27 protein-coding genes are annotated in these 21,854 nt (G+C 57.4%); 23 read left to right on the plus strand and 4 right to left on the minus strand.

Annotated features, from left to right (window positions below; all coding sequences use genetic code 11):
- The first annotated feature begins 184 nt into the window (after positions 1–184).
- From RMS03_RS06030 to RMS03_RS06140, 23 genes are all read left to right on the plus strand, one after another.
- On the plus strand, positions 185–1,018 hold the full coding sequence (locus tag RMS03_RS06030) for an ABC transporter ATP-binding protein (protein ID WP_310626192.1): 834 nt from the start codon (positions 185–187) through the stop codon (positions 1,016–1,018).
- Positions 1,015–1,803 (plus strand): lipid asymmetry maintenance ABC transporter permease subunit MlaE, encoded by a 789-nt coding sequence (mlaE, locus tag RMS03_RS06035; RefSeq protein WP_405023508.1) that lies wholly within the window; start codon positions 1,015–1,017, stop codon positions 1,801–1,803. The genes RMS03_RS06030 and mlaE overlap by 4 nt, the downstream gene beginning before the upstream one ends.
- Positions 1,804–1,818: 15 nt before the next feature.
- Entirely contained in the window at positions 1,819–2,298 is a 480-nt protein-coding gene (gene mlaD, locus RMS03_RS06040) for an outer membrane lipid asymmetry maintenance protein MlaD (protein WP_310626193.1), read from the plus strand.
- Complete coding sequence (locus RMS03_RS06045; RefSeq protein WP_310626194.1) at positions 2,298–3,065, plus strand: VacJ family lipoprotein; 768 nt, start codon at positions 2,298–2,300, stop codon at positions 3,063–3,065. The genes mlaD and RMS03_RS06045 overlap by 1 nt, the downstream gene beginning before the upstream one ends.
- A gap of 47 nt (positions 3,066–3,112) precedes the next feature.
- A complete protein-coding gene (locus RMS03_RS06050) occupies positions 3,113–3,754 on the plus strand; it encodes an ABC transporter substrate-binding protein (RefSeq protein ID WP_310626195.1) in 642 nt (213 codons plus the stop codon).
- Positions 3,755–3,757: 3 nt separating this feature from the next.
- A complete protein-coding gene (locus tag RMS03_RS06055) occupies positions 3,758–4,045 on the plus strand; it encodes an STAS domain-containing protein (protein ID WP_310626196.1) in 288 nt (95 codons plus the stop codon).
- Positions 4,046–4,130: 85 nt separating this feature from the next.
- A complete protein-coding gene (locus RMS03_RS06060) occupies positions 4,131–5,048 on the plus strand; it encodes an ABC transporter ATP-binding protein (RefSeq protein WP_310626197.1) in 918 nt (305 codons plus the stop codon).
- 85 nt (positions 5,049–5,133) lie between these two features.
- A complete protein-coding gene (locus RMS03_RS06065) occupies positions 5,134–5,913 on the plus strand; it encodes an ABC transporter permease (RefSeq protein WP_310626217.1) in 780 nt (259 codons plus the stop codon).
- A 91-nt stretch (positions 5,914–6,004) separates the two neighbouring features.
- The gene (locus RMS03_RS06070; protein ID WP_310626198.1) at positions 6,005–6,250 is read left to right on the plus strand and encodes a BolA family protein; all 246 of its coding nucleotides are present in this window, start codon (positions 6,005–6,007) and stop codon (positions 6,248–6,250) included.
- Between the two features lie 7 nt (positions 6,251–6,257).
- Positions 6,258–7,538 carry a UDP-N-acetylglucosamine 1-carboxyvinyltransferase gene (murA, locus tag RMS03_RS06075; protein ID WP_310626199.1) on the plus strand — a complete coding sequence of 427 codons (1,281 nt, stop codon included), beginning with the start codon at positions 6,258–6,260 and terminating at the stop codon, positions 7,536–7,538.
- Positions 7,535–8,203: an ATP phosphoribosyltransferase gene (gene hisG, locus RMS03_RS06080; protein ID WP_310626200.1), complete on the plus strand. Its 669-nt coding sequence runs from the start codon at positions 7,535–7,537 to the stop codon at positions 8,201–8,203. Before murA ends, hisG begins: the two co-directional genes overlap by 4 nt.
- A 24-nt stretch (positions 8,204–8,227) precedes the next feature.
- Positions 8,228–9,571 (plus strand): histidinol dehydrogenase, encoded by a 1,344-nt coding sequence (hisD, locus tag RMS03_RS06085; protein WP_310626201.1) that lies wholly within the window; start codon positions 8,228–8,230, stop codon positions 9,569–9,571.
- 1 nt (position 9,572) lies between these two features.
- The gene (hisC, locus tag RMS03_RS06090; protein WP_310626202.1) at positions 9,573–10,703 is read left to right on the plus strand and encodes a histidinol-phosphate transaminase; all 1,131 of its coding nucleotides are present in this window, start codon (positions 9,573–9,575) and stop codon (positions 10,701–10,703) included.
- On the plus strand, positions 10,700–11,305 hold the full coding sequence (gene hisB / locus RMS03_RS06095) for an imidazoleglycerol-phosphate dehydratase HisB (RefSeq protein ID WP_310626203.1): 606 nt from the start codon (positions 10,700–10,702) through the stop codon (positions 11,303–11,305). The genes hisC and hisB overlap by 4 nt, the downstream gene beginning before the upstream one ends.
- 12 nt (positions 11,306–11,317) lie before the next feature.
- Entirely contained in the window at positions 11,318–11,968 is a 651-nt protein-coding gene (hisH, locus tag RMS03_RS06100; protein ID WP_310626204.1) for an imidazole glycerol phosphate synthase subunit HisH, read from the plus strand.
- Between the two features lie 15 nt (positions 11,969–11,983).
- On the plus strand, positions 11,984–12,724 hold the full coding sequence (hisA, locus tag RMS03_RS06105) for a 1-(5-phosphoribosyl)-5-[(5-phosphoribosylamino)methylideneamino]imidazole-4-carboxamide isomerase (RefSeq protein WP_310626205.1): 741 nt from the start codon (positions 11,984–11,986) through the stop codon (positions 12,722–12,724).
- Complete coding sequence (locus RMS03_RS06110) at positions 12,717–13,580, plus strand: D-hexose-6-phosphate mutarotase (protein ID WP_310626206.1); 864 nt, start codon at positions 12,717–12,719, stop codon at positions 13,578–13,580. The genes hisA and RMS03_RS06110 overlap by 8 nt, the downstream gene beginning before the upstream one ends.
- A gap of 18 nt (positions 13,581–13,598) precedes the next feature.
- Positions 13,599–14,399, plus strand: a complete 801-nt coding sequence (hisF, locus tag RMS03_RS06115; protein WP_310626207.1) for an imidazole glycerol phosphate synthase subunit HisF — start codon at positions 13,599–13,601, stop codon at positions 14,397–14,399.
- 12 nt (positions 14,400–14,411) lie between these two features.
- Positions 14,412–14,648 carry a hypothetical protein gene (locus RMS03_RS06120; protein WP_310626208.1) on the plus strand — a complete coding sequence of 79 codons (237 nt, stop codon included), beginning with the start codon at positions 14,412–14,414 and terminating at the stop codon, positions 14,646–14,648.
- 8 nt (positions 14,649–14,656) lie between these two features.
- Complete coding sequence (locus RMS03_RS06125; protein ID WP_310626209.1) at positions 14,657–15,655, plus strand: WYL domain-containing protein; 999 nt, start codon at positions 14,657–14,659, stop codon at positions 15,653–15,655.
- A 45-nt stretch (positions 15,656–15,700) separates the two neighbouring features.
- Positions 15,701–16,897 carry an RtcB family protein gene (locus tag RMS03_RS06130; protein WP_310626210.1) on the plus strand — a complete coding sequence of 399 codons (1,197 nt, stop codon included), beginning with the start codon at positions 15,701–15,703 and terminating at the stop codon, positions 16,895–16,897.
- Positions 16,898–16,899: 2 nt separating this feature from the next.
- Positions 16,900–17,373: an HIRAN domain-containing protein gene (locus RMS03_RS06135; protein WP_310626211.1), complete on the plus strand. Its 474-nt coding sequence runs from the start codon at positions 16,900–16,902 to the stop codon at positions 17,371–17,373.
- Positions 17,374–17,574: 201 nt separating this feature from the next.
- A complete protein-coding gene (locus RMS03_RS06140; RefSeq protein WP_310626212.1) occupies positions 17,575–18,183 on the plus strand; it encodes an ATP-binding cassette domain-containing protein in 609 nt (202 codons plus the stop codon).
- Positions 18,184–18,243: 60 nt separating this feature from the next.
- Here the strand turns inward: RMS03_RS06140 and aspS are convergent, their stop codons facing one another.
- From aspS to RMS03_RS06160, 4 genes are all read right to left on the minus strand, one after another.
- The gene (gene aspS, locus RMS03_RS06145; protein WP_310626213.1) at positions 18,244–20,082 is read right to left on the minus strand and encodes an aspartate--tRNA ligase; all 1,839 of its coding nucleotides are present in this window, start codon (positions 20,080–20,082) and stop codon (positions 18,244–18,246) included.
- A gap of 3 nt (positions 20,083–20,085) precedes the next feature.
- On the minus strand, positions 20,086–20,718 hold the full coding sequence (locus RMS03_RS06150; protein WP_310626214.1) for a DUF502 domain-containing protein: 633 nt from the start codon (positions 20,716–20,718) through the stop codon (positions 20,086–20,088).
- 24 nt (positions 20,719–20,742) lie between these two features.
- Positions 20,743–21,051: an FmdB family zinc ribbon protein gene (locus RMS03_RS06155; RefSeq protein ID WP_310626215.1), complete on the minus strand. Its 309-nt coding sequence runs from the start codon at positions 21,049–21,051 to the stop codon at positions 20,743–20,745.
- Positions 21,052–21,142: 91 nt separating this feature from the next.
- Positions 21,143–21,854, minus strand: a 712-nt coding sequence (locus tag RMS03_RS06160; protein WP_405023509.1) for a sodium:solute symporter family transporter, incomplete at its 5' end; no start/stop codon positions are given.

The following is a 21,854-nucleotide window of genomic DNA, read 5'->3' on the forward strand; positions in this document are numbered from 1 at the left end:
AAACCGTGACGGATGAGGAATTGACTATGATTGAAAACCGATTGAATCATCGCCCCAGAAAGCGACTAGGATTCAAGACACCTCACGAGGTATTCCATGCCTCGTTAAAGCGTGTTGCACTTCGTCCTTGAATCCGCCTAGCAAGAGCGGGCTTGTTTTTATCAATAAGCCAGCTCTTGTTTCTATGAATAAAACATCCCCCTCAAACACAAACCCTGATGCGTTGGTCGAGCTGCGAGATATTCGCTTTGGCTATGGAGAACGCCTCATCTTGGATGGCATTTCGCTCACCATTCCACGTGGCAAGGTCACGGCGCTCATGGGTGCATCGGGCGGTGGCAAAACCACGGTGCTGCGTTTGATTGGCGGTCAATACCGTGCGCAGTCAGGCAGCCTCACGTTTGATGGGCAAGAAGTCGGCGTGCTTGATTCTGCCGGTTTGTACGCTGTGCGCAGACGCATGGGCATGTTGTTTCAGTTTGGTGCCTTGTTCACCGATTTGAGTGTGTTTGACAACGTCGCCTTTCCGCTGCGCGAACACACCGATCTGAGTGAATCCATGATTCGCGACATCGTGTTGATGAAGCTCGAAGCCGTGGGCTTGCGGGGCGCGCGTGATTTGATGCCCAGCGAAGTCTCAGGCGGCATGGCCCGTCGCGTGGCCTTGGCCCGTGCCATGGCGCTTGACCCTGAGCTGGTCATGTACGACGAGCCCTTTGCGGGCCTAGACCCTATTTCTCTCGGCACCGCTGCGCGGTTGATTCGCCAACTCAACGACACGCTGGGCCTGACCAGTGTCATCGTGTCGCATGATTTGGATGAGACCTTTCACATCGCCGATCAAGTGATTGTGTTGGCCAACGGCAAGATCGCTGCACAAGGCACACCTGACGAGGTGCGTCACAGCACCGACCCGCTAGTGAAACAGTTTGTCACCGCCGCCCCTGACGGCCCTGTGCGTTTCCATTACCCAGGCCCCAGCGTGGTGCAAGACTTTGGTGTGGAGGATGAAACATGAAATTCGGTATGAAGTTCATCGCCAACTTAGGTTTTACGGTGCGCAGCTACTTGGCAGGCTTGGGGCTGGGTACATGTTTGTTTGTGCGCCTGGTGTCAGAGTTTGGCAGCAACATGCGCCGCTTTGGCTTGGTGCGTGACCAAGTGCATTTCTTGGGCAACTACTCGCTGGCCATCATTGCCGTGTCAGGCTTGTTCGTGGGCTTTGTCTTGAGCTTGCAGGGCTACTACACCTTGCAGCGTTACGGTTCAGCAGAAGCCTTGGGGCTGTTGGTGGCCTTGAGCTTGGTGCGCGAGCTGGGCCCCGTGGTCAGTGCCTTGTTGTTTGCAGGCCGCGCCGGTACCTCGCTCACCGCTGAAATTGGTTTGATGAAAGCGGGCGAGCAACTCAGCGCCATGGACATGATGGCGGTTGACCCCGTGCGCCGCATCTTGGGCCCGCGTTTTTGGGGCGGCATCATCGCCCTGCCTTTGCTCTCGGCCGTGTTCAGTGCCGTGGGCATCTTGGGCGGCTGGATGGTGGGCGTGTTGATGATTGGCGTGGATGCTGGCTCGTTTTGGAGCCAGATGCAAGGCGGTGTGGATGTGTGGAAAGACGTGGGCAATGGCGTGGTCAAAAGCATCATGTTCGGTGTAACCGTCACGTTTGTGGCGCTGCTGCAAGGCTATGAAGCCCAGCCTACGCCGGAAGGTGTTTCGCGCGCGACGACCAAAACGGTGGTGGTCGCTTCGTTGGCGGTCTTGGGGTTGGACTTCCTCCTCACCGCCATGATGTTCAGTATTTGATGAATCGAGGAAGCTATGCAACGCTCCAAAAATGATGTGTGGGTGGGTTTGTTCGTGCTCTTAGGCGCAGCGGCTATTTTGTTTTTGGCTTTGAAATCGGCCAACTTGTTGACCTTGAATTTCCAGTCCAACTACACCGTGAGTGGCCGCTTTGACAACATTGGCGGCTTGAAGCGTCAAGCGGCTGTCAAAAGCGCGGGCGTGGTGGTGGGCCGTGTGGAAAACGTCACGTTTGATGACAAGACGTTTCAAGCCACGGTGACCATGAGCATAGAAAGTCGCTACCAATTTCCCAAAGACAGCTCGTTGAAAATTCTCACCAGCGGTTTGTTAGGCGAGCAATACATTGGCATTGAGGCAGGTTCAGAAGTTGACAACTTGGCCAATGGCGACCGCATGCAAGCCACGCAATCTGCTGTGGTGCTGGAGAACTTGATCAGCCAGTTCTTGTACAATAAGGCCGCTGAACCCACGCCTGAAAAGGGTGGCAAGTGATGCGTATTGCTTTAAGCCGTTGGGGCATGGGCACTGCCTTGGTGGCGTTGACGCTGCTGAGTACGGGTTGTGCCACGGGGCCCAATGCCCATCCAAACGACCCTTTGGAGCCCATGAACCGCAAGGTGGCACGCTTCAATGACACGGCGGATGACAACGTGTTGCGTCCGGTGGCCACGGGCTACCGCGATTACACGCCCAAGCCTGTGCAAACTGGGGTCAGCAATTTCTTTCGCAACTTGTCCGATGTCTGGTCAACGGCCAACAACGGCTTGCAGCTCAAGGGGCGTGAAACCGCAGAGTCGCTCATGCGCGTTGTTGTCAACACCATCTTTGGTATTTACGGCATCTTCGATGTGGCCACGCCGATTGGCTTAGAGCGCCACCCAGAAGACTTTGGGCAAACCTTGGGTTACTGGGGTGTTCCCAGCGGCCCTTATGTGGTGTTGCCCTTGTTAGGACCCTCCACCGTGCGTGACACGTCGGTGCTGCCCTTGGAGTTTTCTACGGACTTCGTTTCTAAGCACGATGTCGTGGCCGAACGCAATGTGGCTTGGCTCGTACGCACTGTGGACAAGCGGGCGAGCTTGCTGCAAACCTCTGATTTGTTAACCGATGCGGCGATTGATAAATACAGTTTCACGCGTGACGCGTACTTGCAGTACCGCCGCAACCAAGTCTATGACGGTAACCCCCCCGATGAAGACAACTTGGTAGACCCCAGCGCCGAGCCCTTAGCGCCGCCATCTGCACGGTCAACGAAGTAAGGCGGCTTCGCGTTGAAAATAAACAAGATCCATTGGAGTTTGAAATCATGAACCACTTTTTGTCACGCCGCAATGTCTTTGCTTGGGTGCTTGGTTGCGCGTGTGCATTGGGCTTGGTGGGTACCGCGCATGCGGTGGAAGAGCCTGCGGATGTGTTTGTGAAGCGCGTTTCTGGTGACATCTTGGATGCCATCAAAGCCGACAAGTCCATCCAGCGCGGCGATGTGAACAAAATTGTGGTGTTGGTAGACCAACGGGTCATGCCTAACGTCAACTTCTTGCGCATGACAGCCTCTGCGGTGGGGCCGGGCTGGCGTCAGGCCACGCCTGAGCAACAAAAGCGTTTGCAAGAAGAGTTCAAATCCTTACTGGTTCGTACCTACGCGGGTGCCTTGGACCAAGTCAATGACCAAACCGTTGTGGTCAAGCCCGTGCGTGCAGCCGCCGATGACAAAGAGGTGCTGGTGCGCACCGAAGTGCGCGGTAAAGGTGACCCCATTCAGTTGGACTACCGCGTCGAGAAGTCGGCGGATGGCAGCTGGAAGGTCTACAACATGAACGTCATGGGCATTTGGTTGGTAGAGAACTACAAAACGCAGTTCGCCCAAGAAATCAACGCCAAAGGCGTCGATGGCTTGATTGCCAGCTTGGCCGACCGTAACAAAACCAATGCGCGCGCAGCTAGATAAACCATGACCGCCCAGCACACCTCTGTCGTCTTGCCTGCCGTGTTGATGCAGGCCCAAGCGCAAGCGGTCACCAACGAGTTAGCCCCTTTGCTGAGTGCTTGTGTGTCTGAGGGCGGCGAGGCTGTACTCGATGCGTCCGCACTCAGCCAGTTCGACTCCTCAGCCTTGGCGGTCATTCTGGCGTGTCGCCGTGCCGTGTTGGCGCGGGGCGCACAGTTGCGTGTCACAGGCTTGCCCGCACGTGCCCAAGCCCTAGCCAAGGTGTATGGCCTGAGCGCCTTGATCTCCTAAAACTTGCTGTCTTTGCCTTGCGTGGGCGTCGCCAAGTCAGGGCACATCGAGGCCATTCGTAAAGCCTTAAAATCAAAGGCTACACATGCCCGCTATTTCTTTTCAAGCCGTCTCCAAAACCTTCCAAACCGCCCGAGGCCCGTTTCAGGCGCTCGATGGCGTACGTTTTGATGTTCAAAAAGGTGAGTTCTTTGGACTCTTAGGCCCCAACGGCGCAGGCAAAACCACTCTCATCAGCATCTTGGCGGGATTGGCCAAAGCCACCTCTGGCTCGGTGCTGGTACACGGCGTGGATGTGGCCACTCAATCGGCCCAAGCGCGTCGCATGTTGGGCGTGGTGCCGCAAGAGTTGGTGTTCGACCCGTTCTTCAATGTGCGCGAGGCCTTGAAGTTTCAGTCGGGCTACTTTGGCGTCAAGCACAACGACGACTGGATTGACGAGCTGTTGCACAGCCTCGGCCTCACCGACAAAGCCAACCACAACATGCGTCAACTCTCGGGCGGCATGAAGCGCCGCATGTTGGTGGCGCAGGCCTTGGTGCACAGGCCTCCCGTCATCGTCCTTGACGAACCCACCGCCGGTGTGGATGTGGAGCTGCGCCAAACCTTGTGGCAGTTCATTGCCAGACTCAACCGCGGGGGCAGCACCGTGCTGCTGACCACACATTACCTTGAAGAGGCAGAAGCCTTGTGCAGCCGCATTGCCATGTTGAAAAACGGCAAAGTGGTGGCACTCGACAGCACCACCGAGTTGCTCAAAGCCGCGTCCAGCAATGTGCTGCGCTTCAAGCTCGATACCGAGTTGCCCCCTGCACTCGCTGCCAAAGCGCGTGTGACGGGGCGCATTGTGCAGTTCCCCGCCAACGATGCGTTGGAGATTGAGCGCTACCTCGCGGCGGTGCGCGAAGCAGGCTTGCACGCGCAAGATGTGGAAATTCGCAAAGCCGATTTGGAAGATGTATTCCTCGACGTGATGCACAAAAACGAAGAGGTGGCACTATGAGCCCCCACGTTCGTCGCTTCGTGTACTCACTGCCCCCCGAGGGGGCGTTGCCCTCCTTGGGGCGGCCCTGCGGAGGTCAATCATGATGACCGGCTGTACCATGCTCTTCTACAAAGAGGTGCTGCGGTTTTGGAAAGTCAGTTTCCAAACGGTGGCCGCACCCGTGCTCACTGCGGTGATGTACCTGATGATTTTTGGCCATGTACTCGAAGCGCATGTGCAGGTGTACGACGGCGTGAGCTACACCGCGTTTTTGATTCCGGGCCTCGTGATGATGAGCGTGTTGCAAAACGCGTTTGCCAACAGTTCGTCGTCCATGGTGCAAAGCAAGATCATGGGCAACTTGGTGTTTTTGTTGCTCACGCCGCTGTCGCACTGGAGCTGGTTTTTTGCCTATGCGCTGTCGGCCATGGTGCGTGGCTTGCTGGTGGGTGCAGGTGTGTTGCTGGCGGGCGTGTTGTTTGTGTGGCAATCGTCGGTGCTCAACTTTTCGCTCATGCCTGCGCAGCCGCTGTGGGTCATCACCTTTGCGGTGATGGGCGCACTCATGTTGGGCTCGTTGGGTTTGATTGCCGGCTTATGGGCGGACAAGTTTGACCAAATGGCCGCCTTTCAAAACTTCATCATCATGCCGATGACGTTTTTGAGTGGCGTGTTTTATTCCATTCACTCACTGCCGAGCTTTTGGCAAAGCGTGAGCCACCTCAACCCCTTCTTCTACATGATTGACGGGTTTCGCTATGGCTTCTTTGGTCAGAGTGATGTGTCACCTTGGTTGAGCTTGGGCGTGGTGGGGGTGTGCTTTAGCTTGGTGTCGGCCGTCGCGCTGCATTTGTTGCGCACGGGTTACAAGATTCGAGGATGAGAATGAGCCTCCACGTTCATCACTTCGTGTATTCACTGCCCCCCGAGGGGGCGCAGCCATCCTTCGGGGCGGCCCATCAGGATGTCTCTCAATGACCGCAGAACAATTACAAGCCATCATCGCCGCAGGCCTAGCCTGCGAGCACTTACACGTCGAAGGCGATGGCCGTCATTGGTATGCCACTTTGGTCTCTGCTGAGTTTGAAGGTAAGCGCCTCATCCAACGTCACCAGCAGGTGTACGCCACCTTGGGCGAAAAAATCAAAACGGATGAAGTGCATGCTTTGTCCATGAAAACCTACACGCCTGCCGAGTGGCAAGCCGCTCCCAAAGCTTAAAACAGATATGAACAAATTACTCATTCGCGGCGGTCGCACCCTCCAGGGTGAGGTGCTGATTTCTGGCGCTAAAAATGCGGCCTTACCCGAGCTGTGCGCAGCCTTGTTGACCGATCAGCCTGTCACGCTGCACAACGTGCCGCAGTTGCAAGACGTGGCCACCATGCTCAAACTCATCCGCAACATGGGTGTGACGGCCGAGCGTGCAGACGACGGCACGGTCAGCTTGGATGCGGGTGGTTTGAACAACCCAGAAGCGCCGTATGAGTTGGTGAAAACCATGCGTGCTTCGGTGTTGGCACTTGGCCCCTTGCTGGCCCGCTTTGGTCACGCCAAAGTGTCCTTGCCCGGCGGTTGCGCCATTGGCTCACGCCCCGTCGACCAGCACCTCAAAGGCTTGCAAGCCATGGGTGCTGAGATTGAGGTGGAACACGGCTACATGGTGGCCAAGTTGGCCGGCGGACGCACACGCCTCAAAGGTGCCCGCATTGCCACCGACATGGTGACGGTGACAGGCACCGAAAACTTCCTCATGGCTGCGGCTTTGGCGAATGGTGAAACCGTGTTGGAAAACGCTGCGCAAGAACCCGAGATTCCAGACTTGGCTGAAATGCTGATTGCCATGGGCGCCAAGATTGAAGGCCATGGCACCAGCCGCATCCACATCCAAGGGGTGGAACGCTTGCACGGCTGCACCCACAAAGTGGTGGCCGACCGCATTGAAGCCGGTACGTTCTTGTGCGCGGTAGCCGCCACGGGTGGCGATGTGTTTTTGCGCCATGCCCGTGCCGACCATTTGGACGCGGTGATCGACAAGCTGCGCGATGCTGGTGCAACAGTCACTGCCAACGCAGAGGGCATCCGCATCCAAGGCACTGCGCCTGCTTACGAGCACCTCAAGGCGCAAAACTTTCGCACCACCGAATACCCAGGCTTTCCCACCGACATGCAAGCGCAGTTCATGGTGTTGAACGCCATTGCGAAGGGTGCCTCGAAGGTGACGGAAACAATTTTTGAAAACCGCTTCATGCACGTCAACGAGTTGGTGCGCTTGGGCGCACACATCCAAATCGACGGCAAAGTGGCGGTGCTTGAAGGCGTACCCAAGCTCTCGGGAGCTACCGTCATGGCCACCGATTTGCGCGCGTCGGCCTCGCTGGTGATTGCGGGCTTGGTGGCTGATGGTGAAACCTTGGTGGACCGCATCTACCACTTGGACCGTGGCTACGACAAGATGGAAGCCAAGCTGCACGCCATTGGGGCTGACATTGAAAGAGTCAAATCATGATCACACTCGCGCTCTCCAAAGGCCGCATCTTTGATGAAACCATGCCGCTGCTCAAAGCCGCAGGCATTGAGGTGCTGGAAGATCCAGAAAAATCGCGCAAGCTCATCTTGCACACCAACCACGCCAATGTGCGCGTGGTGCTGGTGCGTGCGTCTGACGTACCCACGTATGTGCAATACGGCGGCGCTGATTTGGGCGTGACGGGTCTGGACACCCTCATCGAACACGGCGGTGGCGTGGCGGGTGGCGTGGCCACCACGGGCCTGTACCAACCCCTCGATTTGCAAATTGCCAAATGCCGCATGAGTGTGGCCGTGCGCTCTGACTTCGATTATGCGGCGATGGTCAAACAAGGCGCCCGCTTGAAAGTGGCGACCAAGTACACCACCATTGCACGTGACTTCTTCGCCAGCAAAGGCGTGCACGTGGATTTGGTGAAGCTCTATGGCTCCATGGAATTGGCCCCGCTCACCGGTTTGGCCGATGCCATCGTGGACTTGGTGTCCACCGGCAACACGCTCAAAGCCAACCACTTGGTAGAAGTCGAGCGCATCATGGACATCAGCTCGCGCTTGGTGGTCAACCAAGCTGCGCTCAAAATGAAGCAGGCCGACATTCGCCGCATCATCGACGCCTTTGCTGCCGCTTTGCCTGTCGCTCAATAACCTCTCACTCCACACGTACACAAGATGGCCAAACCGCTTCGTCTCTCGACCACCAGCCCCACCTTTGAAGCTGATTTCAAAGCGCGGCTGCATTGGTCTGCCGACACCGACGCGGCCATTGAGCAACGCGTGGCCGACATCTTGGCTGACGTGCAACAGCGTGGCGATGACGCCGTGCTTGAGTACACCGAGCGCTTTGATGGCCTGACGGCCGACAGCATGGCCGCGTTGGAGTTGACGCAAAAAGAACTCAAAGCCGCGTTCGACGGTTTGCCCGCCGAACAACGCGACGCCTTGCAAGCCGCCGCCGCTCGTGTGCGCAGCTACCACGAGGCGCAGAAAAAAGCCTCGGGCGAAAGCTGGACTTACCGCGATGCCGATGGCACGTTGCTGGGCCAAAAAGTCACACCGCTCGACCGTGTCGGCATCTACGTGCCCGGTGGCAAAGCTGCCTATCCTTCCAGCGTGTTGATGAATGCGATTCCTGCGCATGTGGCCGGTGTGAGCGAGATCATCATGGTGGTGCCGACGCCAGCACGAGACAGAAGCTCGGCCCATGCCTCGCGTGGTGAAAAGAACCCGCTCGTGTTGGCCGCTGCGTATGTGGCTGGCGTGAGCCGTGCCTTCACCATCGGCGGCGCGCAAGCGGTGGCGGCTTTGGCCTACGGCACCGCCACGGTGCCAGCAGTGGACAAAATCACTGGCCCCGGCAACGCCTACGTGGCCGCTGCCAAGCGCCGCGTGTTTGGCACGGTGGGCATCGACATGATTGCAGGCCCCAGCGAAATTTTGGTGTTGGCCGATGGCTCCACGCCCGCCGATTGGGTGGCCATGGATTTGTTCAGCCAAGCCGAGCACGACGAGTTGGCGCAAAGTGTGTTGCTGTGCCCGGATGCTGCGTACATCGACCGCGTGCAAGCCGAGATTGAGCGCTTGTTGCCGCAAATGCCGCGCAAAGACATCATCGAAAAATCCCTCAACGGCCGTGGTGTGCTCATCCACACCCGCAGCATGGAAGAAGCCTGCGTCATCAGCAACCGCATTGCGCCCGAACACTTAGAGGTGTCGAGCCACGAGCCCCACAAGTGGGAGCCATTGCTCAAGCATGCAGGTGCCATCTTCTTGGGTGCATACACGAGTGAGAGCTTGGGCGACTACTGCGCTGGCCCCAATCACGTGTTGCCCACCAGCGGCACCGCGCGTTTCAGCTCGCCCTTGGGCGTGTACGACTTCCAAAAGCGCAGCAGCTTGATCGAGGTGAGCGAGCAGGGCGCACAAACGCTGGGCAAAATTGCTGCCGTGTTGGCCTATGGCGAAGGCTTGCAAGCCCACGCCATGGCGGCTGAGTTCCGTTTGAAGAAAGACTGACATGACGCAAACGACAAACAAGGCCTTGCGGTTCATCCGCCCCGACGTGCAAGCCATGCACGCCTATGCCGTGCAGCACTCGGTGGGCATGGTCAAGCTTGACGCGATGGAAAATCCCTTCACCCTTTCGCCCGAATTGCAAGCCCAACTCGGCGCACGTTTGGGTGCGGTGGAAGTCAACCGTTATCCTGGCGCTCGCATCGACGACTTGAAGAATGCGCTGGCGAAATACGTTGATTTGCCCGCAGGCTTAGGCCTGATGTTGGGCAACGGCTCTGACGAACTTATCTCGTTGTTGTCGATGGCCTGCGCTGTACCGAACGCCAAAGTTGTGGCCCCAGAGCCCGGCTTTGTGATGTACGGCATGAGCGCCAAGCTACAAGGTTTGCAGTACATCCCTGTGCCCTTGAAGGCCGACTTTGAGCTGGACGAAGCCGCCATGTTTGCCGCCATCGCGCAGCACGAGCCCGCCATTGTGTACATCGCCTATCCCAACAACCCCACCGCCAATTTGTGGGACGCCGACACCATTCGCCGCCTCATCACGCAGGTCAGTGCCTACGGTGGCTTGGTGGTGATGGACGAGGCCTATCAGCCGTTCTCCAGCAAAAGCTGGCTCGACGAAATTCGCCAACACCCCGCCGCCAACGCCCATGTGCTGCTGATGCGCACCTTGTCTAAGTTTGGCTTGGCGGGCATTCGCTTGGGCTACATGCTCGCGCCTACCGCGCTGATCAACGAGATCGACAAACTACGCCCACCCTACAACGTGAGTGTGCTCAACGCCGAATGCGCGTTGTTTGCGCTAGAGCACAGCGAAGTGTTTGCCCAGCAAGCGGCGGTCATTCGTGCCGAGCGCGAGGTTTTGTTCAACGCCTTGCAGCAGATGGCGGGCGTGACGCCCTATGCCAGCGAAGCCAACATGATGGTGCTGCGTTTCATCGGCAAGGCCGGTGTTGCAGACCGCGCTTTTGAGGCACTCAAGGCGCGCCACGTGCTGGTGAAGAACGTTTCTAAAATGCACCCATTGCTCGCCAATTGTTTGCGTTTGACCATCGGCACCCCTGACGAGAACACACAACTTTTGGCGGCCTTGCAAGCCGCTCTCTCCTCCTCGAAAGCCACCCCATGACCGCCCAACCAGCGCCAAGAACTGCCGAAGTCAGCCGCAACACGGCTGAGACCCAAATCACCGTCAAGATCAACCTCGACGGCACGGGCCAATCCAAGCTCTCAACCGGCATTGGTTTCTTTGACCACATGCTCGACCAAATCGCGCGTCATGGGTTGATTGACCTTGACATTCAAGCCAAGGGCGACCTGCACATCGACGGCCACCACACCGTGGAAGACGTGGGCATCGCCTTGGGCCAAGCCTTTGCCAAGGCCGTGGGCGACAAAAAAGGCATTCGCCGCTATGGCCATGCCTATGTGCCGCTGGACGAAGCCCTCAGCCGCGTGGTGGTGGACTTCTCGGGTCGTCCTGGCCTCATCATGCATGTGCCGTTCAAGAGCGGCATGATTGGCGAGTTCGACAGCCAATTGGCGTTTGAGTTTTTCCAAGGCTTTGTGAACCATGCCTTCGTGACCCTGCACATCGACAACCTGCGCGGCGAGAATGCACACCACCAAGCCGAGACGGTGTTCAAAGCGTTTGCTCGTGCTTTGCGCGCCGCTTTGGAATTAGATCCCCGTTCTGCTGGCATGATTCCATCCACCAAGGGAAGTTTGTGATCCCTCGCGCGTATGAATAACAAAGTCGCGGTCGTTGATTACGGCATGGGCAACCTGCGCTCTGTCGCGCAGGCGGTGATGCATGCCGCTTCGTGGGTCGACCATGCCGACGTAGTGGTCACGTCAGACCCGCAAGTGGTGCGTGACGCGCACCGCGTGGTCTTGCCCGGCCAAGGTGCGATGCCCGACTGCATGCGTGAGTTGCGCGAGTCCGGCTTGCTAGAAGCGGTGTTGGAGGCCGCGCAGAAAAAACCTCTGTTTGGCGTGTGTGTGGGCATGCAAATGATGCTTGACCACAGCGCCGAAGGCGATACGCCGGGGCTGGGATTGATTCCTGGTGAGGTGGTGAAGTTTGATTTGGCGGGCCGATTGCAAGCCGATGGCAGCCGTTTCAAAGTGCCGCAAATGGGCTGGAACCAAATCTTGCAAAGCGGCCCCCACTGCATGTGGACAGACGTGCCCGACGCCAGTTACTTTTACTTTGTGCATAGTTTTTATGCGCGCCCCCAAAATCCAGCGCACAGCGCAGCCCAAACCGACTACGGCGGCCTTTTTACATGCGCTGTGGCCCGTGACAATATTTTTGCGACACAATTTCACCCAGAAAAAAGCGCGGCGCATGGCTTGGCCCTGTACCGCAATTTTCTACACTGGAACCCTTGAACTTTTAACGCCATCATGTATTTAATTCCCGCCATCGATCTCAAAGACGGACATTGCGTGCGCCTCAAACAAGGTGACATGGACCAGTCCACCACCTTCGGTGAAGACCCCGCTCAAATGGCGCTCAACTGGGTGGCCAAAGGCGCACGTCGTCTGCATTTGGTAGACCTGAACGGGGCCTTCGCAGGCACGCCACAAAACAAAACGGCCATCAAAGCCATTTTGAAAGCGGTGGGCCACGACATCCCTGTGCAGCTCGGTGGCGGCATCCGTGACTTGGACACGATTGAAAAATACATTGATGCGGGCTTGCGCTACGTCATCATTGGCACCGCTGCCGTGAAGAACCCCGGCTTCTTGCGCGATGCGTGCAGCGCCTTTGGCGGCCACATCATCGTCGGTCTCGATGCCAAAGAAGGCAAAGTCGCCACCGATGGTTGGAGCAAGCTCACTGGCCACGAAGTGGCAGATCTGGGCAAGAAGTTTGAAGACTATGGCGTGGAATCCATCATCTACACCGACATTGGTCGCGATGGCATGCTGAGCGGCATCAACATCGATGCCACGGTCAAGTTGGCCCAAGCTGTGTCCATTCCCATCATTGCCTCTGGCGGTTTATCCAACATGGCCGACATCGAACAGCTGTGCGTCGTGGAAGGCGAAGGCGTGGAAGGCGTGATCTGCGGCCGCGCCATTTACAGCGGCGACTTGGACTTTGAAAAAGCCCAAGCCCGCGCTGACGAACTCAATGGCTAACCGCTTGGCGGCGGCAAGCGTGGCCTGCGGTGAGACGTATCAAGGCCTAGACTGTCGTCGCCTCACCCTGCCTTGCGGCGACACCGTGCTGGTGGCCCTGCAAGGTGCGCATGTGCTGTCGTGGGTCAGCCAAGGCCGTGAGCGTTTGTATCTAAGCCCTGCCAATGCGTGGGATGGCACATCGGCCATCCGTGGCGGTGTGCCGGTGTGCTTCCCCCAGTTCAACCAACGCGGCATCTTGCCTAAGCATGGCGTTGCGCGCAACATGAACTGGACCGTGAGCGAAACAGTTGCCAACGGTGACGCCGCCCACATCGACTTCACCCTCAGCAGTAACCCCGACACACACGCCATTTGGCAACAAGCCTTTGTGGCCGTGTTGCGCGTTGCGCTGACGCTGGGCCAGCTGACCCTCACGCTCACCGTCCACAACACCGAAGCGCAAAATGAATTGCACTTCACCGGCGCACTGCACACCTATTTGGCCGTTGACGACATCGATCTGACCGAACTGCGCGGCTTAGGTGGCCGCCCCGAGTGGGATGCGGTGGCCGATGTGCATGGCCTAGCCGACGCGGCGCTGTACTTCGATGGTGAATTTGACCGCGTGTATGACGCGTCAGCAAATCCACTGCATGTACAAGACGGCACAAGCACGCTGCACATTGAACAAAGCCCTTCATGGGCCAACACCGTGGTGTGGAACCCAGGCGAGGGCAAATGCGCCGCACTGGCCGACATGCCCGCCCACGGCTTTGCGCGCATGTTGTGCGTGGAAGCCGCGCAGGTGTTTGAACCCATTTCAATTCGCGCGGGCGGCCAATGGTTGGGCTGGCAGCGTTTGACAGTTTCTTGAAGAACTCTTTGGACCTCTATGCTTGCTAAGCGCATCATTCCTTGCCTCGACGTGACCGGCGGTCGCGTCGTCAAAGGCGTCAACTTTGTCGAGCTGCGCGATGCAGGCGACCCCGTGGAAATCGCGGCACGTTACAACGACCAAGGTGCGGACGAGCTCACCTTCCTCGACATCACCGCCACCAGTGATGCGCGTGACGTCATCTTGCACATCATCGAAGCCGTGGCCAGCCAAGTGTTCATCCCGCTCACCGTGGGCGGCGGTGTGCGCACCGTGGACGATGTGCGCCGCATGCTCAACGCGGGCGCTGACAAAGTGAGCTTTAACTCTGCGGCCATTGCCAACCCGCAAGTCATTCGCGATGCCTCAGCCAAATACGGCGCGCAGTGCATCGTGGTGGCCATCGACGCCAAACGCCGCACCGTCGAAGACGAACAACGCGCGGGCGCCAACGGCTTGCCTGTTGGCCCTGGCTGGGATGTATTCAGCCACGGTGGCCGCAAAAACGTAGGCCTAGACGCCGTGGCGTGGGCCAAGCAAATGGCCGCCTGGGGCGCCGGCGAAATCTTGCTCACCAGCATGGACCGCGACGGCACGAAGAGCGGCTTTGATTTGCAGCTCACCCGCGCCGTGTCTGATATCGTGCCCGTGCCCGTGATCGCATCGGGCGGCGTGGGCAACCTTGACCACTTGGCCGACGGTGTGCAACAAGGCGGCGCTGATGCGGTGCTGGCGGCGAGCATCTTTCATTACGGCGAATACACCGTGCAGCAGGCTAAAGAGCGGATGCGGGAGCGTGGAATTCCGGTGCGATTGTGATGCGCTGACTCATTGCTCACAGAGCCTGCGCTGAAACTCATCAAGGCGGATATGCCGATGGTCAAAGTTGGCATTGTGTTGCCAATGAAAGAAGATAAAGGGGTAAACATCAATCGCCCCAATCAGCGCCTAGTCAAACATGCGGATTGGGTTCGTCACTACATCAAGGATGATGAGTTGAGTGCTTCTCAGTTGCCTCCAAACGTTCAAACCAAAAAGAAGCCCGCATCAAAGCCAAACCATTGGTGAGAACAGCCATGAACCGTACCGAACGTTTTTACAAAATCAACCAATTGCTGTGTGCAAAGCAAGCCGTATCGCCAGCGATATTGATGCACCGGCTGGAGGTGTCGTATGCCACTCTCAAACGTGACATTGCGTACATGCGCGATCGTTTGAATGCGCCCATTGTGTGGGACCGTGATGCAGGGGGTTATCGACTGGCCGCGAATGCAACCCAAGTCGGCGAGGCTTACCAATTGCCGGGGTTATGGTTCAGTGCGGCGCAGTTGTATGCGTTGTTGGCCGCGCACAAAATTTTCTCAGACATGGTGCCAAGCACGCTGAACGAGACGATTGATCCGCTGCGTGAGCAAATCGCCCGTTTGTTGGCGACATCGGGTCACAAAGCCACGGCGATTGAACAGCGGGTGTTTTTGCTGTCCATGGCCAAGCGCCAAGTCACGCCACCGCATTTCCAGCAACTCACGACAGGGCTGCTAGAGCGTCAACAAATTGAAGTGCAGGCGTGGAGCCGCTCCCGTAACGAAACACGCACACGTACCATCTCGCCGCAACGGCTGGTGCATTACCGCGACAACTGGTATGTAGATGCTTGGTGCCACTGGCGTCAAGCCCTGCGTAGCTTTGCCGTGGAGACACTGTTGGAACTGCGTCTTTTGAATGAGCCTGCGCACGAGGTGTCTGCCAATGAGTTGAAGAAGCATTTTTCTTCCACATATGGCATCTTTTCTGGCACGGTCAAAGACTGGGCGGTTCTTCGGTTTGCACCCGAGCGTGCCCGCTGGGTCAGCAGCGAACAGTGGCACCCCGAGCAGCAAGGTCAGTATTTGGCGGATGGCAGCTACGAGTTGCGATTGCCTTTTGGTGATGCACGCGAATTGTTGATGGATGTGATGCGACATGGCCACTGGGTCGAGGTGATGGCCCCACAGAGCTTGCGTGAGATGGTGCGTGACGAGCTAAAGCAGCTGAGTCGAATTTACAAAAATAATCGAAACAGGCTCAATATTTGAGCTTATGGGTTTGAACAATGCAGGCTTCAAAAAGGAAAAGAAGCTATGCCTATCCAACAAACCCTTCATGAATCACGTGTGCCTGTTCACATTTGGACAGACGACGTCGATGCAAACTCCAAACGCCAACTGGCCAGCATTGCCAGTCTGCCTTGCGTGTTTCAGCATGTCGCAGCGATGCCCGATGTGCATCTAGGGCTTGGGGCCACGATTGGTTCGGTGATTGCCACACAAAAAGCCATCATCCCAGCTGCCGTGGGCGTGGATTTGGGCTGTGGCATGGTGGCTTGCCGTTTATCGCTCACCGCCAACGAGGTGGATGAAGTGGCATTGCAGCGCATTTTTGACCAAATCACACATGACATCCCCGTCGGGCGAGGCACTTACAACAAACGCCGTGCTTTTGAACAAGAAGCGCTGCTGTTCGAGCCCGGCTTGCAAGAAATTTTGCGCCGCCACCCCGATTTAGCCAAGACCATGTGTGGCACACGCCAATGGGTGAATCAGCTAGGAACCTTGGGTGGCGGCAACCACTTCATTGAGGTGTGTCTAGATGAAAGCGACCAAGTGTGGCTAATGCTTCACTCGGGCAGCCGAGGTGTGGGCAATGTGTTGGCGAGTTATTTCATTGAGCTCGCCAAGCGCGATATGGAGCGCTGGATGATTCAACTGCCTGACCGCAATTTGGCCTACATCCCTGAAGGCTGCGCTTACTTTGATGACTACGTGTTGGCCGTGAAGTGGGCACAAGACTACGCCATGCAAAACCGCCGCTGCATGCTAGACCGCGCATTGGCGGCCCTGCGCATGCACCTACCCGCCTTTGAAGTGACCAGCGAGGTGGTCAACTGCCACCACAACTATGTGGAAAAGGAACACCACTTTGGCACCAATGTGTGGGTGACGCGAAAAGGTGCGATTCGGGCACGTGCGGGTGATTTGGGGCTGATTCCGGGCAGCATGGGCGCACGCAGTTATGTGGTGCGCGGCTTGGGAAACCCGATGAGCTTTCACTCCAGCGCACATGGTGCGGGCCGGCGCATGAGCCGTACACAAGCACAAAAAGCGTTTTCAGCCGCTGATTTGGCAGCCCAAACGCAAGGCGTTATTTGCCGCAAAGACGATGGTGTGGTGGATGAGATTCCCAGCGCCTACAAAGACATTGATGAAGTCATGGCCCACCAACGTGACCTGACGGAAACACTGCACACCCTGAAACAAATTTTGTGCGTGAAAGGATAGATATGAGCCGACGATTGTTTTTAAAAAATGCGGTGGCATGGCCCATCGCCACTGCGGCTGTGAGCGTTGTCAAAACAAGTGCAGTGGCCGCAGTGCCACAGACTGCACCTGCGCCCATACCTGCAACCTCCCCCGTAGCTGCATCTACATCTGTCACCGAGTCTGTGCGCTCGATTGAGTTGCAGCGATCAGCGGTGGCGGGATTTCAGTACTACCAAGGCGAGATGGTGTGGGAGTTTTTACGTGAGGGAGACAAGCTGCAACTGGTGGCAGAGCCGACCAACACCCATGATGCAAGAGCCGTTCGCGTGCTGTGGCATGGCCTTCAATTGGGCTACGTGCCACGCGTAGACAACGCTGCCATCTGCCACTTGCTGAAAGCGGGCCAGACCTTGCAAGCCCAACTCGTGCGCCGTCGTGATTCAGACAATCCGTGGGATCGTTTGGAGTTCGCGGTGTACCTCAAAGTAGCTTGACGAAGATGAAAAATGTGGACACCATCATCGGCACGTTCATGATTGACTAGAGCGAACCACAAAACACAGCGGGTGCAGACGCTGCGTTTACTTTTAAAAATCAAGATTTCTGAGTGTTGAAAATCTGAGTAGTTGCTGCCCTTCATGTCAAACAACTTGATCCATCAAGTCTCTGGCAATGCACACACTAACATTGCTGCCATGCCCAAACCCACCTTTTCAACCGACAACACGGCCTTCGTTTTGCAAACCCAGGGGCTGGCAGGCGGGCCTGGCCCAGACCCTTTATGGGTGGGCCTGAACCTGAACATTCCCGCAGGCCTTACCGCCGTGACGGGTGACGAGGGCATGGGCAAGACCAGTCTGCTTCGGCTGCTGGGGGGTGATTTGCCAGCGCAGGCAGGCACGCGCTCCACCGCCCATGCTGTGTGGCTCAACTTGGCCTTGCCCGAGCACGACAAGGCCACGCCCGAGCAGCTTTGGGCTGAGTTGCAAAAGCAATGCCCGCACTGGAGCGCTGCGCTGCAAGCCGATCTGGTGGAGGCCCTGAGCTTGCAAGCCCATCTGGGCAAGAAGCTGTTCATGCTGTCTACTGGCAGCCGCCGCAAGGTGGGCCTGGTGGCGCTGCTGGCTTGCGGCGCCACCCTCACCTGCCTAGACCAGCCCTACGTGTCGCTGGACCAAGCGTCAATCCAAGTGGTGCGTGATTTCTTGAACGACATGGCCAATCACCCATCGCGGGCGTGGCTGGTGGCAGACTACGAAGCTGACCCAGCACTGGATTGGTGCAGCCGCATCGATCTAGGCTGAGCGCAACGCCCCATGAAAAACGCCACCCGAGGGTGGCGTTGTGGTGCAGGGTCAGCGCGATCAGGCGGCTTTGGCTGCGTCCAAGTTACGCAAGCGAATGTGCAACTCGCGCAGCTGCTTTTCGTCCACAGGACTAGGCGCTTGGGTGAGCAAGCACTGTGCGCGTTGGGTCTTGGGGAAAGCAATCACGTCGCGGATGGATTCAGCGCCGGTCATCAAGGTGACGATGCGGTCTAAACCAAAAGCCAAGCCGCCGTGTGGAGGCGCCCCATATTGCAGCGCGTCGAGCAAGAAGCCGAACTTGAGCTGGGCTTCTTCGGGTGTGATCTTCAACGCGTCAAACACTTTTTGCTGCACGTCAGCGCGGTGGATACGCACCGAACCGCCGCCCATTTCCCAGCCGTTCAACACTATGTCGTAGCCCTTAGAGATGCACTTCTCAGGCGCGGTGACCATCCAGTCTTCGTGGCCGTCTTTGGGCGCGGTAAAGGGGTGGTGCACGGCGGTGTAGCGCTGGCTTTCGTCGTCAAACTCGAACATGGGGAAGTCCACCACCCACATTGGCGCCCAACGGTCTTCGAACAAACCGTTCTTCTTGCCGAACTCGCTGTGGCCAATTTTGATGCGCAAAGCACCGATGGCGTCGTTGACGATTTTGGCTTTGTCGGCGCCAAAGAAAATCAAGTCGCCGTCTTGTGCGCCTGTGCGCTCAAGCACGGCAGTGAGTGCCGCGTCGTGGATGTTTTTGACGATGGGTGACTGTAAACCAGGCCACCGTGAGGGGCCATCCTGGCCTGGGCCCTTGGATGCATCGTTCACGCGGATGTAGGCCAAGCCCTTGGCACCGTAGATCTTGACGAACTCAGTGTAGGCGTCGATCTCGCCACGGCTGATGCCGCCGCCTTCCACCGAACCGTGAGGCACGCGCAAGGCCACCACACGGCCACCCTTCATATTGGCAGCGCCTGAGAACACTTTGAAGTCCACATCGCCCATCACGTCGGTGAGTTCGGTGAACTGCAATTTCACGCGCAGGTCGGGCTTGTCAGAGCCATAGATGTGCATGGCGTCTTGGTAAGTCATGACGGGGAACTCACCCAAGTCGACACCAATGGTGTTTTGGAACACGCGCTTGATCATGCCTTGGAACATGTCGCGAATTTCTTCCTCGCTCAAGAACGAGGTTTCAATATCAATCTGGGTGAATTCGGGCTGACGGTCTGCGCGCAAGTCTTCGTCGCGGAAGCACTTGGTGATTTGGTAGTAGCGGTCATAGCCAGCCACCATCAACAACTGTTTGAACAACTGAGGGGACTGTGGCAACGCAAAGAAATGACCATCATGCACGCGGCTGGGCACGAGGTAGTCGCGTGCGCCTTCGGGTGTGCTCTTGGTGAGCATGGGGGTTTCGATGTCCACGAAACCGTTTTCGTCCAAGTACTTGCGCACTTCCATCGCTACTTTGTAACGCAGCATCAGGTTGTTTTGCATGTAGGGGCGACGCAGATCGAGCACACGGTGTGTGAGGCGTGTGGTCTCAGACAAGTTGTCGTCATCGATTTGGAAAGGCGGTGTGACCGACTCGTTCAACACAATGAGTTCGTGGCACAGCACTTCAATTTTGCCGCTCTTCAAGCCTTCGTTGGTCGTGCCTTCTGGGCGGGCGCGCACCAAGCCTTTGACTTGGATACAAAACTCGTTGCGCACGTTCTCCGCCACTTTGAACATGTCAGGGCGGTCGGGGTCGCACACCACTTGGCACTGGCCTTCGCGGTCGCGCAAGTCGATGAAGATGACGCCACCGTGGTCACGGCGACGATTGACCCAGCCGCACAGGCTCACGGTTTGGCCATGGAGGGCTTCGGTCACGAGACCGCAATAGTGGGAGCGCATTGCCATTTTTTAGTTTCTCTTTTCGTTGATAGCTGGAGCGCTAGGAGAGACAGCGCCCATGGAGATGACATACGTCAGCGCTTCATCGACGCTCAAATCGAGCGCGATGACATCGGCCTTGGGTACCAGCAGAAAGTAGCCGCTGGTGGGGTTGGGGGTGGTGGGCACGTAGACGCTTAAAAACTCACCGTCGAGTTTGCTGGCCACTTCGCCCACGGGTGTGCCCGTTTGGAAAGCGATGGTCCATGTGCCACTGTGTGGGTATTGCACCAACAAGGCTTTGCGAAACGCGTTGCCGCCGTCAGAGAACAAGGTGTCTGACACCTTCTTCACGCTGGAGTAAATGGACTTGACGATGGGAATTTGGTTGAGCAAACGGTCCCACTGCTTGACCCACCAACGACCTGCCACGTTAGACACCAAAGCACCCGTGAGCAACAGCACCAACACCAGCAAAATCACGCCGAGACCTGGCACATGATCGAGCCAGTAAATCAAGTCCGGCGAGACCAAGCGCAGCTTGGTCAATGTGCCAAGAAATGCGCTGTCCAAAGAACCCACCAACCAGCTCAACACCGCCACGGTGATGACCAAGGGCGTCCAGACCAAGAGGCCTGCGAGCAGGTATTTTTTTATCGGCATGAAGACCCTAGTGGTATTAAAAAATCAGTGGCACGCACAACCAGTTGCGCAACCACCAGCGGCGGCAGGTGCACTGTCAGTACTGGCCGCAGGGGCTGCCGCTGAATCACTGCTGGCGGGCGCCGCAGCGGGCGCTGATGCGCCACCCGAGCCGCCTTTGAAATCGGTGGCATACCAACCCGCGCCTTTGAGCTGGAAGCCCGCAGCAGTGAGTTGTTTGGAAAACGTGGGCTTGCCGCACGCTGGACAATCTGTCAGCGGGGCATCTGCAATTTTTTGGAGCACGTCCTTGGTATGACCGCAGGACCCGCATTTGTAGGCGTAAATGGGCATGGCGAGGGGGTTCGGTAAAACCCTGAATTATAGGCGCCTAGCCTCTATTTCAAGGGGGCATAGACCACCGAACAGCCCGCCTAGCTGCGTCTTAGGCCGCACCCACCAATTTGTGGTGGCTGCCGTGAGCGTTGCGAATGGCTTGTGGTCCCAAAGAGCCCAGCACCATGCCGGTCAAACTGGCCAGCACGCCTGCCAACTGCGCAGGAAACTCGTCGCCCGCAGGCGTGACCAAGAACAAGCCCCAGGTGAGCAAGCCCAACACCAGGGCAAAGATAGCGCCCTGCGTGGTGGCGCGTTTCCAATACAAGCCAAAGGTCAATGGCACAAATGCCCCCACCAGCGGCACTTGGTACGCACCAGACACCATTTCGTAAATCGAGGTGCCTTGCATGCGAATGGCATAGCCCAGCACCAACATGCTGAACACCAGCACCGTCACGCGCATGGCGCGCAGCTCTTGCTGGTCGCTTTGGTGCGGATGGAATTGACGCCAAATGTTTTCGGTGAAGGTCACGCTCGGCGCCAGCAAGGTGGCCGAGGCACACGACTTGATGGCCGACAACAGGGCGCCAAAGAACAGCACCTGCATGACAAACGGCATTTGCGTCATCACCAAAGTGGGCAACACTTTTTGTGGGTCATCGGCCATGAGCGCCGCTGCTTGCTCGGGCATGATGAGCATGGCGCTCACCACCAAGAACATGGGCACAAACGCAAACAAGATGTAGCACACACCACCAATCACGGGGCCATGCGTGGCGGCCTTGATGCTGTTGGCCGACATGACGCGCTGAAACACG

Origin of the sequence: Limnohabitans sp., from assembly GCF_031538885.1 — a bacterium.
In the GTDB taxonomy this organism is placed as follows: Bacteria; Pseudomonadota; Gammaproteobacteria; order Burkholderiales; family Burkholderiaceae_C; genus Limnohabitans.